General features: G+C 42.2%; 17 protein-coding genes. 3 read left to right on the top strand and 14 right to left on the bottom strand.

What is annotated here, in order from left to right:
- Nucleotides 1-53: 53 nt before the first annotated feature.
- The 4 genes from MKX35_RS20610 to MKX35_RS20625 form a co-directional block, all read right to left on the bottom strand.
- A complete protein-coding gene (locus MKX35_RS20610) occupies nucleotides 54-746 on the bottom strand; it encodes an ABC transporter ATP-binding protein (RefSeq protein ID WP_042187892.1) in 693 nt (230 codons plus the stop codon).
- Nucleotides 743-1,840: an ABC transporter permease gene (locus MKX35_RS20615; RefSeq protein ID WP_341044418.1), complete on the bottom strand. Its 1,098-nt coding sequence runs from the start codon at nucleotides 1,838-1,840 to the stop codon at nucleotides 743-745. Before MKX35_RS20615 ends, MKX35_RS20610 begins: the two co-directional genes overlap by 4 nt.
- A 90-nt stretch (nucleotides 1,841-1,930) precedes the next feature.
- A complete protein-coding gene (locus MKX35_RS20620) occupies nucleotides 1,931-3,307 on the bottom strand; it encodes a sensor histidine kinase (protein WP_076286352.1) in 1,377 nt (458 codons plus the stop codon).
- Nucleotides 3,304-3,981, bottom strand: a complete 678-nt coding sequence (locus tag MKX35_RS20625) for a response regulator transcription factor (RefSeq protein ID WP_042187886.1) — start codon at nucleotides 3,979-3,981, stop codon at nucleotides 3,304-3,306. Before MKX35_RS20625 ends, MKX35_RS20620 begins: the two co-directional genes overlap by 4 nt.
- Before the next feature lie 144 nt (nucleotides 3,982-4,125).
- Here MKX35_RS20625 and MKX35_RS20630 point away from each other — a divergent pair, with 144 nt between their 5' ends.
- Nucleotides 4,126-4,599 carry a ferritin family protein gene (locus MKX35_RS20630; RefSeq protein WP_076286353.1) on the top strand — a complete coding sequence of 158 codons (474 nt, stop codon included), beginning with the start codon at nucleotides 4,126-4,128 and terminating at the stop codon, nucleotides 4,597-4,599.
- Between the two features lie 22 nt (nucleotides 4,600-4,621).
- Here the strand turns inward: MKX35_RS20630 and MKX35_RS20635 are convergent, their stop codons facing one another.
- The 5 genes from MKX35_RS20635 to MKX35_RS20655 form a co-directional block, all read right to left on the bottom strand.
- Entirely contained in the window at nucleotides 4,622-5,458 is an 837-nt protein-coding gene (locus MKX35_RS20635) for an SDR family oxidoreductase (protein WP_341044419.1), read from the bottom strand.
- 28 nt (nucleotides 5,459-5,486) lie between these two features.
- Nucleotides 5,487-5,933 carry a MarR family winged helix-turn-helix transcriptional regulator gene (locus MKX35_RS20640; protein ID WP_076298940.1) on the bottom strand — a complete coding sequence of 149 codons (447 nt, stop codon included), beginning with the start codon at nucleotides 5,931-5,933 and terminating at the stop codon, nucleotides 5,487-5,489.
- A 147-nt stretch (nucleotides 5,934-6,080) separates the two neighbouring features.
- Nucleotides 6,081-7,274 carry a metallophosphoesterase gene (locus tag MKX35_RS20645; RefSeq protein ID WP_076298939.1) on the bottom strand — a complete coding sequence of 398 codons (1,194 nt, stop codon included), beginning with the start codon at nucleotides 7,272-7,274 and terminating at the stop codon, nucleotides 6,081-6,083.
- A gap of 192 nt (nucleotides 7,275-7,466) precedes the next feature.
- On the bottom strand, nucleotides 7,467-7,877 hold the full coding sequence (locus tag MKX35_RS20650) for a bacteriohemerythrin (RefSeq protein ID WP_081382799.1): 411 nt from the start codon (nucleotides 7,875-7,877) through the stop codon (nucleotides 7,467-7,469).
- 149 nt (nucleotides 7,878-8,026) lie between these two features.
- Nucleotides 8,027-8,896 carry a cation diffusion facilitator family transporter gene (locus MKX35_RS20655; RefSeq protein ID WP_076298938.1) on the bottom strand — a complete coding sequence of 290 codons (870 nt, stop codon included), beginning with the start codon at nucleotides 8,894-8,896 and terminating at the stop codon, nucleotides 8,027-8,029.
- Nucleotides 8,897-9,203: 307 nt separating this feature from the next.
- Between MKX35_RS20655 and MKX35_RS20660 the strand changes: the two genes are divergently transcribed.
- A complete protein-coding gene (locus tag MKX35_RS20660; RefSeq protein WP_076298937.1) occupies nucleotides 9,204-10,562 on the top strand; it encodes an outer membrane protein assembly factor BamB family protein in 1,359 nt (452 codons plus the stop codon).
- 43 nt (nucleotides 10,563-10,605) lie between these two features.
- Here MKX35_RS20660 and MKX35_RS20665 read toward each other — a convergent pair whose 3' ends face one another.
- Both MKX35_RS20665 and MKX35_RS20670 read right to left on the bottom strand, forming a co-directional pair.
- On the bottom strand, nucleotides 10,606-11,109 hold the full coding sequence (locus MKX35_RS20665; RefSeq protein WP_042127399.1) for a ferritin: 504 nt from the start codon (nucleotides 11,107-11,109) through the stop codon (nucleotides 10,606-10,608).
- A gap of 96 nt (nucleotides 11,110-11,205) precedes the next feature.
- Nucleotides 11,206-11,415, bottom strand: coding sequence for a hypothetical protein (locus tag MKX35_RS20670; protein ID WP_256716258.1), 210 nt, complete (start codon nucleotides 11,413-11,415; stop codon nucleotides 11,206-11,208).
- Nucleotides 11,416-11,464: 49 nt separating this feature from the next.
- Between MKX35_RS20670 and nagZ the strand changes: the two genes are divergently transcribed.
- Nucleotides 11,465-12,535 (top strand): beta-N-acetylhexosaminidase, encoded by a 1,071-nt coding sequence (nagZ, locus tag MKX35_RS20675; protein WP_256716257.1) that lies wholly within the window; start codon nucleotides 11,465-11,467, stop codon nucleotides 12,533-12,535.
- An 18-nt stretch (nucleotides 12,536-12,553) separates the two neighbouring features.
- On the opposite strand, the gene MKX35_RS20680 is transcribed toward nagZ, so the two are convergent.
- From MKX35_RS20680 to MKX35_RS20690, 3 genes are read right to left on the bottom strand one after another with little or no spacing between them, the layout of a single operon-like run.
- On the bottom strand, nucleotides 12,554-13,642 hold the full coding sequence (locus tag MKX35_RS20680; protein ID WP_076298935.1) for an efflux RND transporter periplasmic adaptor subunit: 1,089 nt from the start codon (nucleotides 13,640-13,642) through the stop codon (nucleotides 12,554-12,556).
- A gap of 30 nt (nucleotides 13,643-13,672) precedes the next feature.
- Complete coding sequence (locus MKX35_RS20685) at nucleotides 13,673-15,052, bottom strand: ABC transporter permease (RefSeq protein WP_076286359.1); 1,380 nt, start codon at nucleotides 15,050-15,052, stop codon at nucleotides 13,673-13,675.
- A complete protein-coding gene (locus MKX35_RS20690; protein WP_042187870.1) occupies nucleotides 15,042-15,761 on the bottom strand; it encodes an ABC transporter ATP-binding protein in 720 nt (239 codons plus the stop codon). The genes MKX35_RS20685 and MKX35_RS20690 overlap by 11 nt, the downstream gene beginning before the upstream one ends.
- Between the last annotated feature and the right edge of the window lie 35 nt (nucleotides 15,762-15,796).

A 15,796-nucleotide genomic window follows, 5' to 3' on the forward strand; every position in this document is an offset into this window, starting at 1 on the left:
TTCACACACCAAAAAAACGATTCATGCCATAAATAGCATGAATCGTTTTTTTACTAAATTTTGCTTAACTCATGTTCAACCAAATGACCATCTTCCAGATGTAGCACTCGATCACACCATTCGAGCATCCGTTCATCATGAGTGACCATTACAGCAGCTTTACCCTCATTCTTTACTTCGTCAGCAATCATTTGCACAACTTCTCTGCCTCGTTTGAAATCTAAGCTTGCTGTTGGTTCATCTGCAAACAAGATTGCAGGTTTATTCATCCAAGCTCTTGCGATAGCTACACGTTGCTTCTCCCCGCCTGATAGTTGCTCAGGATAATGGTTTCGACGTTTCCAGATATCCAGACGCTTCATCAAATCAGCTGCCCGTTCCTTAGCTTCTTTAGAACTCATCTTCCCCTGTTTAGCTACAAAGAGAAGCTGCTCTTCTACCTTCAAGTAAGGCAATAGCTGTGCGCTTTGGAACATAAAGCCTATCTTCTCTAATCGCAGCTCAGTCAGCTCACTTTTACTTTTATCTGTAAGAGATTCTCCGTCTATGAATATTTCACCACTGGTTGGCGTAAGAAGCGCACCCGCTGCTGATAGGAATGTACTCTTCCCTGTTCCAGAAGGTCCAAGGACAGCAACGAATTCCCCTTCATTGACTATAAGATTCAAATTATTCAGAACAGATACCGTTGTATCGCCGTCTCCGTAGGTCTTGGTTACTTGCTTCATCAATAATTTCGCACTCATGCTCCAGCCCTCCCAATTGCTTCTAATGCATCTACTTTTGCCACTTTAGCGACAGAAATAAGTGATCCTAAAAGAGACATCCCCACGAACAAGCCGCTGGTTAAAAGAATCGTAGAAGGTTCCAGTTGGAACGGCATAGTGTCTGGTAGTACCTGATTCATTCCAAAGGTTAGCAGCAAGCTAATACTTAGACTTGCAATAGCCAATATCATGACCTGCCCTACAACGCTCCAAGCCAAGTAAGACATTTTTGTACCCATGGCTTTCAGAATGCCAAACTGGCTTGTTTTCTGAATTGTAATGACATAGAAGAATACAGCCAGAACAAAACCAGCGATTACGAACAGGAAGGCAATCATCATAAGCAGTGAACCTTGTTCTGATGAATAACCCGGAATATTAGAGATCGCTTCTTTTTGCGTAATAACTTCCACATTTTTCGTACTAGCAGAGATCTTATCCACTTGCCCTGCGTTTGCATTAAGCGCAATTACATTAAAAGGTGCTCCGGATGTAGCCTCACTACCTTGATTAACGCCTTGTCTCATTTCCTGCCAATCTTTATTGTTAATATAGACTACTGGGGTATGGCTGTATGAGCTATTCTCAACATATCCTGTAACTTTAAATTCCTTCCCAGTTGCCTGATCTTGGATCGTGCTACCAATCTTAATGCCCGACTGTTCCAAGCCACGATCAACGATGACACTTCCCTGCGTATCATTCGTAATCTTGTCACCTTCAATCACTTTTGGAGCCAGTAAACCGTTCATATCAACTGCGAAAAAAGTTACGTCTGCTTTAGTATCCACATCGTTCGTAGTCACTGTACTCATCTGTAGAGCGAGTGAAGAGGCATTATTATCTCCTACTACTGCTCGAACACTATTAAGCTCCGTATCCGTTAACTGAGAACGTCTAAACGTCTGATCCGCATCCTTCTGCACCACGTAATAGTTTGCCGGCATATTCTCTATTGCTGAGATATTAGCATACGCTAATCCTCTGGCCAGTCCCGTTACGAAAAGTACAAGAAAGGAAACCAATAACATGATTACCATTATTAACAGGTATCTGGCTTTAGAATGTCGCATTTCTCTTAAGGCTAGAAACATATTACCACTCCTTCTAATCTGTATAGTCACAGTTTAGAAGATGAAAATGAACGGAGTATGAATAACGAGTTACAAAAGCGGAAGAGTTACAGTAAAGGTCGTGCCTTTGCCAACTGTACTGGATACTTCTATGGTTCCGTTATGTGTCTCTACAATTTTTTGCGTAATCGCCAGCCCAAGACCGCTACTATGCGTTTCTCGTGTACGTGCCCGGTCGACTTTATAAAAACGGTCAAAGATGAGTGGTAATTCCTCAGCATGAATACCCTCCCCAGTATCCGAAAAGGTTACTACACAGTTCCCTTCGTCAAGCTTTGCGGAAATCATAATAGATCCCTCAGCGGGTGTATATTTGATAGCATTAGTAATGAGGTTCATCCACACCTGATACAATAGATTGGAATCGCCATGTACGCTAATGTCCGCAAGACTTAAACGAACCGCTAATTGCTTCTCTGTTAATCTCCACTCCATGATTTGTACAACCTGCCGAAGCTGTGCACGCAAATCTATAGGTTTCTTCTGCAAGGAATTCGGATCATAATCGAGGGAAGATAACGTTAGCAGCTGTTTACTAAGCATCGATAGACGATGGCTTTCTTGATCAATAATATTGAGGTACTCTATCCGTTCATCCTCTGGTAATGTAGGATCTTTAAGGGTTTGGGCAAATCCTTGAATAGAAGTTAATGGCGATTCGATTTCATGAGACACATTCGCAACAAACTCTTGACGCGCACGATTGGTCCGTTCCAGCTCACGACTCATAATCATAAAGTGTGAGGCTAACTGGCCAATCTCATCCCGGCGCCAAGTATTTAATTTAATATCATATCTACCTTTTGAAATCCGTTTAGTTGCCGTTGTCAAACGAGTAATGGGTCTGACCACATGCAGTACGCTGATCATGACGAATCCTAGACTGAATAACACGGTAAAACCGATGATGACAGCAAAAAACACGCGCAGTTCACCGAACTGAACCTCTGCATCCGGCCGCATGAATAACGCAAAAGTCTCATTATTGACTTCAATAGGTACGCCTATCGTATTGCGTAATTGATTATCAAAAAAACCTGTAATAAATGCGCTGTCAGGAAACTCAGCAACACCGTGATACACTTGTCCATTCAGGACCTTCTCTAATTGTTGCGGTTCTAAATCCTCTTTCCGAAATGGCTTGCCGTAAAACCGGGATTGACCTTCTGTATCGGTTAAATAAATCTTATATCCCAGTACAGCTACACTTCGCAGGTAATCCTCCATAGATTCCGGGTGAGATTCTGCAAACTGCTGGATTTCAATGGCCATCCCCGTAAGCTTCGCATCGTTCTGCGATTTAATCTGAGCTTGGTAATAAATATTAGACACCAAGAAGCCAAGAAGGCTGCTCACCACAATGGCCGAGCAAAAGAGAATGCACATTCTCACATACAAAGACTTCACGAGCTCACCATCTCCAATTTATATCCAATTCCCCGTACCGTCCGAATCACAAAGTCATTCTGATAATCCAAAAACCGTTGACGCAATCGCTTGATATGTACATCCACCGTGCGTTCATCACCTTCATAATCCATTCCCCACACTAGTTCAATCAGCTCACTGCGTGAATACAGTCTTCCTGGATATTGTGCCAGTTGTGCGAGCAGTTCAAATTCCTTTACCGGTAACAGTAGTACTTCATCACCATCAGTGATCTCATAATTTTTACGATCAATAACTAGTGAATTTAAACGAATCCGATCATCCGAAGCGATGGAATAACGCCGAAATAAAGCTTTGATCCGAAACAACAATTCTTCCGGCTCAAAAGGTTTCGTTACATAATCATCTGTCCCCCGCAAATAGCCTTGTTCTTTATCACTTAGCTGTTGCCGGGCTGTTAACAAAATGATCGGTATATCATACGTTTCTCTTATATGCTGGCATAGCTCTAACCCATCCACATGTGGCATCATCACATCCACAACGGCTAAATCTGCAATGCTTTCTTTCAGTTTATGTATCGCGTCCCGGCCATCGCTTGCCTCCATTACTTGGTAACCTTCTCTGGTCAATACATGCTTTAATAATGTACGAATATTACTATCGTCATCTGCTACTAAAATCTTTTTCATCGTTTACACTCCCTGAATAACGGATGAACCCATAGTATCAACTTTAAAGGGTTAGAACAACTAAAGAACCGAAAGAGACCATTTTGGGCATTCGTACATATACTACTCTAATAATAACGAACGAATCAGGAGGTAATAAGAACTATGAATTGGACTCCTTTATCTCAGAATAGATCTGATTTCAAACCTATCTGGGCAACCTCTCTTCCTCAAGCATTAAATTTAATCAAAGAAGCTGTGCAAGGTGAACGAAATGATGAGCTTTTCTATGATGAACTTATCAAACTGGCCCCAAATTCCGAGCAAGCCTCCATCATCACCTCAATACGAGATGACGAAAGGGGTCACAACTCCATGTTCCGCGGGATGTTCAAAGAAATTACGGGTCAAGATATCACTGGAATTAGTAGTGAGCAATATCAACGGATCAGTTCCTATGAAGAAGGTTTAGAAAAAGCACTCCAAGGTGAACTGGCTGCAGTCGAAAAGTATCGCAAAATATGGTTTGGTCTACCTGTTGGAGTATACCGCGATACTGTTTATGGGATTATATTAGATGAATTAAAACATGCCAGTAAATATAATTATTTACTTACCTTAGATCGAACCACTATATAGTTGAATTAGTTAGAGTCATTATTTAAACCTGAAGGAAAGTGATTATACTTTCCTTCAAAGAGGTAACAGGCCGTCCCATTAGTCTCTCCATATCTTTTGAAGTAGAAGCTGTATCTATCTTCCCAAGGAGTGAATAAATCCAGTGCTGAATGCTTGAATCCTGCCGATGAACGATTCTTTTTCCTGTCAGCTCGGATAATACCTCCGCAAGTTCGCTGAAGTCCCAAGAGCGCGGTGCGGTTAATTCATAAATCTGATTAATATGACCAGTAGTTGTAAGCACGACCGCCGTAGCTAAAGCGAGATCCTTTCGTGTCACCGAATTAAATAGCCAGTTCCCAGGATAGGTGATTAACTCACCGCTTTGGATCGCCTCTTTCAGCCCTAGTACATCCACGAAATCCATATATAAAGCGTTGCGTAGAAACGTATAGTCAATACCTGATTTAAGAATCATCTGCTCTGTAAGTAAGTGAACATGATTAGCTGGAATTTGTCCTTTAGGTGGAAATGCGAAGCTTGTATACAGCAAATGCTTCACCCCTGCCTTTGATGCTGCATGAATAACCTCAGAATGTTGAGTTAATCTGACGTTATCATCGGGATGTGAACTAGAGATGAATAATAGCTCTGCTACACCTGTAAAAGCTTGAATTAGAGTATCAGGCTGATCATAATCGCCAAAGCGAATCTCAACCCCTTTTTCCAAAAGATCATTTGCTTTCTCCCGATCACGAACACATGCGATAATCTCACCTGCCGGCACAAACTGAAGAAGATTGTCTATAATCAAACTTCCTAATTGACCAGTAGCCCCAGTAACCATAATTGACATAACACCCCAGCCTTTCTGTTCCATGTTTTCGAGACCACAACATTATTTATATTTAGCCATAGCTAAGCTTTTCTAATAAAACGATGAGTTGCCGAAGCTCTTGTTCATCCAGACCCTGCATACGTTCAGCGACCGCTTGACGATTTCCGGGAAGATGCTCTAAAAGTAATCGTTGTCCTTCACCCGTAATTGTAATAACGCTTTTTCTACCATCCTGAGTATGGTTCGAGCGGGTAATCCAACCATCTTTCTCTAGGGGTATCAGCAACAGACTAATATTAGCTTTGGTAACCCCAATATTGTGAGCCAATGTAGAAGGTAAAATCGTTCCGCCCTGTTTAGATATTTCTACTAGGATACGAATTCTTGCGCCATTTAATCCTTTCGACTGCCAATATTTATCAGAGACAGAAACTAAACTTGCAGTAGTATCAACTAAAGTGAAAAATGCCTGAGTATGTAGCGGCTGATTCAATACCAACGGTTGTAAATGATCCATCTTAGATTTTTCAACTCCAATTTAGTTAAGTGCTTAACTATTTTAAACCATACTACAAGCTCTACTAATTGTCAAAAAAAAGAAACTGCCTCAGCTCGCAGAAAAATTCTACGGATTCGGGCAGCCTCATATCATTAAAGATTTCTTTTAGATTAACACCGTCTTTGTAGACACGGCTTCTTCACTGTATTGTTTAGTCCCTTCTAACACCACTTCAAGCTTAATAATCTCCGAACGGCTGGCTAAACGGATTGGAGGTCCCCAGGTCCCATAACCAGAGGAAACAACGACATGCAATTTATCCTTGCGGAGGTAGCCCCAGTCCAGTTCGAACAACCGCTTGGTGATCCAGTGATTAGGAGCAATCTGTCCACGGTGCGTATGACCTGAGAGTAGAATATCTACGCCTTCTTGGGCAGCGACATCAAATCCGGTAGGCTGATGATCCATCATGATCACAGGACGCGTCAGATCGAGGCCATTCAATAAGGAGTTTACGCTTAATCTACCTCCGGCTTCCATCGTCTCGGCAGTCTTATCTTTTCGACCTACAATATAAGTTCCCGCCACTTCTTCAACCTCATCCTGTAGGACTTTAATGCCTATGCTACTCATTAAATCTGTATATTCCTTGATCGAACCACCGTAATATTCGTGATTGCCCAGTACCGCGTAGACACCATGGCGTGCTTTTAGCTGCTTTAGCTGTTCACTCATACTATTGCGAATAAAAGGCTCAATACTATCGTCAAGTACATCCCCAGCCAGCAAAATCACATCAGGCTTCATAGCATTCATTTGTGCAACCATTTTTTTGAGATGCCGATTGCCGACGATATTTCCTAAATGCAGATCGGACGCAACCGCGATGGTAAGTGGCGTACTAGTTCCAATAGATTTATCAATGGGAATAGGATGGGTACGAACTACTGTACTCCAAGCGTTGATCGAACCCCAGACTAGAAAAACAACCAGTAATATTAGCAATGTACCACCCGCTTCTGAGACGTAGTGCGTTCGATCGACACCCATCCAGCCCAGCAGCACATATAACAGATCAGCTAATGGCAACATGATAATAGCGAATTCCATGCAAGCTAGATAATACGACCCAATCACCTTAAAGAATCTGGCTAACGGCTTCATTATTGTAGGCCAAGGTATCATTCCAACGACATACGCAAAGGCAACAAGCAGGAATAATGTCCAGAACAGAACAGAGGAAGCACCTGAGAACCATTCATGGACAAGCAGCCAACCGTGATACCCAATGTAAAAATTAACAAGGCCCAGAATAAGCAGCATAGCAAACCCTGAAGCTAACATTCGTAATGTTTTCATCGTTCCACTCCCCTTTACCATACTAACTCTATACGTCTTATCTCAAATCATAACACAAACCGTTAACCCAGTATAAATTACGATGCTGTCTTCGGAAAATGGATCAAATAACGCACTACAATTCTTTAACACATTCCCCGTCAAAAAAAAAAAAAGAAAATGCCCGTCGGCATCTTCGTTGGAGGTCTTCAATTATACTGCTCTATCACGCGTGGCCATACATTCGCCAATTAGCTTATCGCATTTATTAATGTGATTCAGAAGCCAATCGGTTAACGTACGGTTAAGCTTAATCGTCGAGAGAACGGAGACTCCCTTGGTTTTAATCGTTTCTTCTAATTCAAGAACGGCTTTTACAAAATTAGCGTGCGTCTTACGATGTTCCGCCAATTCAGGAAAATCGATCTCTTCCATCAATTGCTCTTCATTGCTAAAATGCTCGATGGTATATTCCTTCAAGAATTTGAGCGTTTCTTCGATCTTCTCTTTCCCCTGCTGCTTACTGCAAGCATCAAAAAATTCATTCAATTTCGCCAGCAACTGTCTGTGCTGACAGTCTATTTTCTCAACACCGATATCATAAGAATCCTTCCATTCAATCACGAAATCACCATTCCATTTCCTGAAATTAACATATCGATAAATACAACTAATTCTCCACCTTTCCGCACAAAAGATCTATTAACAACATCACAGGGAAAATCCCATATCCATCCATGGGAAAGTCACAATTCACAATTCATTGTCCGTTTCTACTTCATTACAGGTTCTATGTGGACAAGCACATTTGAAACTTGGTGCCGATCTTTCAATTGTTCTTCGATTTCTTCCGTAATATCATGGCTCTGCACCACACTAAGCTCGGAATCTACTAATACAGTTGTATCAACTAGCACGTTATTCCCGTGGATGCGAGCTTTAATATCTTTAATGGATTGCACACCGTCAATTTCAGCAACGGTTTCTTTCATGAGTTCAAGCTCTTCCGCATCAAAACCATCCGTTAAGTCATGTGTAGCTTTACTAAAGATATCCCATGCCGTCTTGCAGATAATCAGGCCGACAATAATCGCTGTAAGCGGATCAAGCCATGGAATTCCAAATCCAGAAGCCACAATTCCGACAAAAGCACCTATGCTAACTAAAGCATCTGATCGATTATCTAGTGCTACTGCTCGCATAGCGTTACTATTAATAGAGCGGACCAGTCTAATGTTATACATATATACGCCCATCATTATCACAGCACAAAAAACTGCCGTCCAGGCTGCTATAAGATCTGGACTTTCCAGTTCGGGTTGAATAAATTTGTTCACGCCCTGGTACAGCACTTGAAGCCCTACAACGATCATAATAAATGAAGCAATTAAGGATGCCACGGTCTCTGCTCTGAAATGCCCGTAGCTATGATTGGAATCCGGCGGTCTCCTGGAGATCTTAAGACCGATTAGTATGGCGATAGAAGCGATAATATCAGTACTGTTGTTCAGGCCATCTGCAAGCAGCGCTTGAGATCCCGCGACCGTACCAATAAACAGTTTGATGGCGGATAGGAATATGTAGGCAACTATGCTTAGCCATGCTCCTTTTTCACCTTGTTTGATATCGTTGTAATTTTCCAAAAAAAAGAACCCCCAAAGAATAGTATTGTTCTATACTACACTCCGAGATTCGGGTGGGTCTAGAGAAACAGTGTTGCTAAGAGGCGTAATAGTTCCCTCCGTCAAATAGAGTTGCTAGGTCGTAACTGTTTTGCGGAGCGTAACATAGTTTGCCTTAGTTCAACTTTAAGTATTATATTTCTCGCTTAAACGCTTACCGTCCTTAAAAAAAGCCGTAGGCGTTTATGCTTGTTCTACAGAAGTAGTAACTTTTTGCCATTTATAATGTCTAATTATAGTAATCACTATTTTTGAGGAGCGTGAAACGATGATTCAGTCTTTACACAAGACAATGATTAAAGTTTTAGCTGTTACATGCATTGCATCCCCAATAGCTTACAACGGATCGTTATCCGACATTTCCGCGGAACAAGCAGTTATAAGTACAAGCAATCCCTATTACAATGAAGTCAAAGCACCTATTCTTGTACCTGTATGGTCATCACCGCTTGCCATCTTAAAAGAAGATAGAATCACTGGGCAGAACGTTACAGCCCTTGCCGAGAATGGGAAAGTCTTTGCCTTGCAGCGGAATGAAAAACTAGTCGCATTGAATGCTACAACAGGTAAAAAAATGTGGGAATTCGGAAGTGCATTAGCCCCGTTGTTCACGTACAGTAATGGATTTATCTATGGTTTGACTAAGAGTGGCTCTCTGTATGCCGTTAATGAAGCAGGTAAAAAAGCGTGGTCAGCTTCATTATCACTACCTAAAGCCACCAGTATACAACGGTTAGGCTCCACCATCTATGTAACACAAGATAGTCAACTGGCTGCTGTCGATGCGGTCAGCGGGAAGATCAAATGGAAGGCTACGGAGGAGAGCAATAACTTTACAGGCTTATCGGAACTTATGGAAACGGATGGGGTTGTTATTCGAAGTTATCTCTCACAGGGAGCATTAACAACTGGCGCACTTGCTGCTTATGACAGTCTGACAGGAAAAAAACTATGGGACCATACCCGTCAATGGTGGCCACTAGCAGTAAAGGACGGCCTCCTCTACTCCATTACCAATACGTTAATGATGGATGATGACGCTGTGAATCGTAATGTTAAAATTTCTGTATTCAACGTAAAAACGGGTGAACTTAAAGGAGAACGTTTATATAAATGGACAGATACCGAGAATAAAGATGGAGCATTCACATTTGGTGGTGTAAATGGGACCGCATTCTTGGATGGAAATGACTTCTATATTTTTCAGGGCAAAAAGCTTGTGAAATATGATTTTTGGAATTACTCAGCGGAAGGTAAGCCAGTTCAATCCTGGACTTCTATGGCAAAAGAGAAAGATTATCCTCTAAACCAAGTCCATCAGCAAAGAATGTTATATTCCAATTATGATACAGGTACGTTATCCGCACTAAAACTTGGAAATGGTCAGGCAGTAGTCCTCAATAATGGTGAGAATCCTGTAGTTCAGACGGATCTTTTTGGAAATGTGGTTTATAGCGGACAATCAGATGGCCTATTTCACGCTTATGACATGTTGACGTTGAAGCCTATTTTTACCGTGAAGACAGGATCTCGTAACTTTGCCCCTTCTCTTAAAACTGGAGGCATGCTGATCATCCGAACAGATAATAAGCTGCTGGCTATTAAACTGCCTTCCTCAATTAAATAAAAAAAGCCTGATTTCTCAGGCTTCGGATCTTAAGTAACTTTACTTACTCAGCAGGAGCTGTAAAAGTACGTGCAGCAAATTCAGCATCCAGCATGTAGAAGGCGTTGCTATCTTTATCAATTCGTTTCAGTTTACTAATGATGTTGCTAAAGAGCGCTTCCTCTTCTACTTGCTCGTCAATAAACCATTTCAAGAAATAGATCGTTGCATGTTCACGCTCATCCAGCGCCAAGTCAGCTAAATGATAGAAGCGTTTCGTGTTTTGTTGCTCATGCGCGAATGCATGTTCAAAAGCATCCAGCATCGAAGAGTATTCGTTCTTTGGCTCTGGTAGAGCTTCAAGTGTCGCCCGATTATCGCGATCATTAAGGAACTTATAGATTTTCATGGCATGGAATCGTTCTTCTTCTGCTTGAATTAAGAAAAAGTTTGCGAATCCATCGAGACTTTCACCGGAACAATAGGCTGCCATAGCTAGATAAACATGAGCGGAATAAAACTCGAAATTCATCTGTTCATTAAGTGCGTTTACTAATCCATCTTTCATTTGACCGTCACCTCATAATTCAATTTTAATATGTAAAGATTTAAGTTCATCTTATCACCGTGTATCTAAGTCAGCAAGGATTCATCCTTCTGACATCTAAATAAGCAACGAAGGGACGACTATTCTAATGACCAGTTTTACACGCAACATCCTTAAACCTACATCCTCTGCTAGCTTTTTAATGGCTTCTGCTATGGTATCTATGCTTCTGTTAACTAGCTGCTCCAATAGCAGTAACAGCTCCCAAGCTGCCGCTACAAATCCACCGACTGCCGAATCCACATCTTCACCTGTTACCAGTTCCACAGCAGCTCCCTCCTCAGAGAGTGATCCAATTGCTGTTCAGGTTTCCAGTATGAGCCTTGAAGAAAAAATCGGACAAATGCTCCTTGTTGGCATCGACGGAACCGTTCTGGATGATCAAGCAAAAAGGATGATTGCCGAAGACAAAGTCGGTGGAATCATCCTTTATAAGAACAATATTCAAGATCTGAAGAGTATGGTCAGCCTTGTTAATTCCATGAAAGAGAGCAACAGCGGCAACCCTGCCCCTTTATTTATGAGTATCGATCAGGAGGGCGGAAAAGTCAGCCGGATGCCTAAGGAGTATGCTTCCTTCCCTTCTAATGGAAAGGTCGGTACCCGTAAGGATGCTAACGCTACCGAAATGATGGGCAAGCTGCTCGCTAGAGAAGTATTGTCAGCAGGATTTAATATGAACTTCGCTCCCGTCCTTGATATCAATAGCAATCCAGATAATCCTGTAATTGGAGATCGTTCCTTCGGTAGCTCCGCTGAACTAGTCAGTACGCTAGGGATTGCCGAAATGAAAGGTATAGAGAGCGAAGGTGTTGTTCCTGTTGTCAAACATTTCCCTGGTCACGGAGATACTTCCGTCGACTCCCACCTTGAGCTGCCGATTGTGAATAAGAGAGCTGAAGAACTCGCTAAATTAGAATGGCTCCCGTTTCAAGCTGCAATAAAAGAAGGAACCGATGCCGTTATGGTCGCTCATATTTTGTTTCCGAAACTTGATCCTGATAAACCCGCATCTTTATCAAGCAAAATCATTGGTGAGCTACTTCGCGGTGACATGAAATATCAAGGACTCGTAATCACAGATGACCTAACTATGGGTGCTATCATGAAGAATTATGACCTTACCACAGCGGCAGTTGATACTATAAATGCAGGCAGTGATATCTTACTTATCGCTCACGGCTATGATAATGAGAAACGGGTATTAGAATCGCTTCTGGACCATGTAAAAAAAGGTAAGATACAGGAATCACGGATTGATGAGAGCGTCTATCGGATTTTAGCATTGAAAGCTAAATATAATCTATCCGACGAGCCAATTCCGGTTCCTGACCTTACCGAGCTAAATAAAGATATTAAATCTTGGCGACTCACGATTGAGAAATAGGCTTAGGTCTATTTCAATCTATTGAAGCACAACAACATCTCCAACCTTTAACCCTGAGACGGCCTCTGTTTTGTCAGCCGTCTCCATGCCCACTTTGATATCTCTTCGTTCATATTCCCCATTGCCTTTATCCACCATCACGTAGGAGAGATCTCCTTCATGCATTACTGCGATGCTGGATACAACGATGGCATTTTCCTTGCGAACCGTCTCGATTTCTCCGCTCAAGCTTAATCCACCAATTAAGCGCTCGTTAGGTTGCAGTGAGATTACCACTTCAAATTGTGGAACCGAAGTAGCAGTAGTATTTTGACCCGAAGCAGTCTTAGCAAATTTAGATACCTTAGTCACTTCTCCAGACAGCTTTAAATCTTTTAAAGCTGTCATTTTAACATCGACCTTCATTCCCGTCTTAATACGGAAGACATCTTGTTCACCTACAAGAGCTATGAATTCAAGCTTGTTCATATCTACAATTTTGCCGATGTATTGATTATCTGTTACCGTTTGCGGAATTTCACTCGCACTGTCAAATAGAAAAACACCTGTTGCAGGAGCATGGTAGAGGGCTGTATTTAGCTTAGCCTTCTTTTCTTTTAATTCACGAGCCTGTATTTCAGCATTTACTTGGTTAAGCTCATCCCCTATTCTTGCTGATTCTTGGGCTGTAAGTGCTTTTATACGTTCGGCTTCTGTTGCACCAAGGGCTGCATTCTCCTCGTCCTGCTGACTAACAAATTCATTTAGTTCCGCTTCTAGCTGCGCCTTTCGAATGGTCGCCTCTTGTGTAGCAATTTCATTCTTTAAGGCTTCCTGATCGAGGGTAAACAGCAAATCCCCCTTCTTAACTTGCCCACCATTCTCAACCTTCCACTTGGTTACCTTTGAAGCATATGGTGCATATACAAGCGTTTCCTGCTCATAATGTGAATTCCCTTTGACCTGAACAGAGTTGGTGATGGTTTCCTGTGTCACTTCAAAAGTTATCGCCTGTGGTGGTTCAACAGGTTCTAGCTGTGCCTCGGGTTTATACATCTTGTTGTATACAAAATAACCCGCTGCAATAATAATCAATACTAATACAATCCACTTGATTCTCCTCTTCATCACTTCTGCTTCCTTTCAACTTAAAAATAGCTAATCCCGTTTTATCGCCGTGAGCGCATTCGTTCTGGACGCGCTTATCGCTGGATAAATTCCCGATAGTACGCCTGTCATTACCGCAAATGCGATCCCTATTGGAAGGGTCATCAGAGGAATAGTGATTACTAAGGGCTCACCCATCCCCATTCCTCCTGTGGAACCAATCAGCTTATTTATGCCAAACACAATCAAGTATGAAAAGCCTATACCGAGCAACCCACCAAGCATCCCGAGCAATGCCGCCTCTGTAATGAACATATTTCGGATTTGCCCCATATTGGCGCCTAGCACCTTCATAATACCGATCTGGCGACGACGCTGATGGGTGGACATGGTCATCGCAACGATGATCGAGATCGAAGCAATAATTAGAATAAATATACCAATACCAAGCGCTGCTTTCTTGAACATACTGAATGTAGAAGCCATCGCCTCTTTTTGATACAAATTCGTACTAGTATTTAGTGTAAGTTTCTGGATAAGCTTCTCCACTTGTACGATGTTGTCCGTACTGTCAACTTTTACAATGGCTGAGTTGTAAACATCCTTTTGCCCAGCAGTTCCATTCATTAGTTTCAGTTGTTCAACCAGACGCTCCCCAGTCTCTAGCGAAACATAAATCTTCTTGTCGTACATCGCCATATCAGGGTTCCCAGTACTATCCAATATCCCAACAATTTGAATGGGTGAGCTGATTAGAGACTGTCCAGTTTGAGAAGCAGGGTCATATGATTGTAATTGAACCTGTTGTTTGAACATATCCGACGGAAGCATGCTTAAACTGTTGTACTGTTCCATTATTTTATTATTATAAGGATCTGTACTCAGTTGTTCAAAAAGACGTTGCCGAGTCTCGACATCAATCAATCCTACAGTTGCTCCATAGTTTAGTACTGCCATACCAACCGAATCAGAAGGACCACCCTGCTTAAATTTATGGTCATATTTCGTTAGTAGTCGAAGATCCGTTCCGATTAACTGTACGTCCGTAATTTTATTATCGATAGTAGTCATTTGTATGTAGCCAAGCTCTTGAAAAGGTGCTGCTGCGGTAACATGCCGCAGGCCTTGAACAATTTTCAGCTTCTGGCCCGTTAGCCTGCCGGGGTCGAGCTTTGCATCAGAGGCAGAGGCTTCTTTTCCTTCTCCGCCCCCTTGTGAAGGGATGCCGCTGTTCGGAGTCACCGTAATTTCATCCATTTTGAAATTCCGGTTAATTTCCCGCTCCGTATAGCTTTGCGCGGAATCTCCTATACTTAAAGCAACAATAATAGCAGCACAGCCAATCGATATACCTGCCATACAAAGACCTGTGACAACTTTCCGTCGTTTGACTTGCTCCCAAGCCAAACGTGAAATATCACTAATCCTCAATGAGTTTACCCCCTTCGAGTTCTGTATCCGAAGAAGTTTGTTTCTCAGTAATCATATATCCGTCCTGAAGCGTGAAAATCCGTTGCATTTGTTCTGCTACTTTGAGCTCGTGTGTTACAACGATGAAGGTGGTCTTCATCTTCTTGTTCAGGTTAAGCAGGATATTGATAATTTCCTCTTCTGTCTTCGAGTCCAGATTTCCGGTCGGTTCATCTGCGAAAATAACGGACGGTTCTGTGATCAAGGAACGTGCAATACTGACCCGCTGCTGCTGTCCGCCAGACAACTGTGAAGGGAACAGGTCGGCTTTATCCGGAATGCCGACCCCTTCCAGCAAGGCCAGAGCTTTTTGCTTACGTATTGATGGTGAAACGGATTGGAACACAAGCGGCAACTCAACATTTTCACGGACAGTCAAGCTAGTAATCAGTTCATAAGCTTGAAAGATAAACCCGATATGCTTCCTACGAAATTCAGATAGCTTGTTTTCGCTCATCTTCACAATATCTTGGTCAGCAATGTAAATGTGGCCTTCCGTAGGCTTCATCAGACCAGCCATCAGGTTGAGCATGGTTGACTTACCGGAACCCGAGCTCCCCAGTAATGCAACCATCTCCCCCTTTTTCACAGAAAAATCTATTTGATGAAGGACTGCCGTCGTTTCATTACCATTCTTAAAAGAATGCGTTACATTTTCCACTCGCAACATTGGAGCTGCTCCTTCTCGTACATTAATAGATATGA

Source organism: Paenibacillus sp. FSL R5-0923, assembly GCF_038009145.1.
Classification (GTDB): Bacteria; Bacillota; Bacilli; order Paenibacillales; family Paenibacillaceae; genus Paenibacillus_AQ.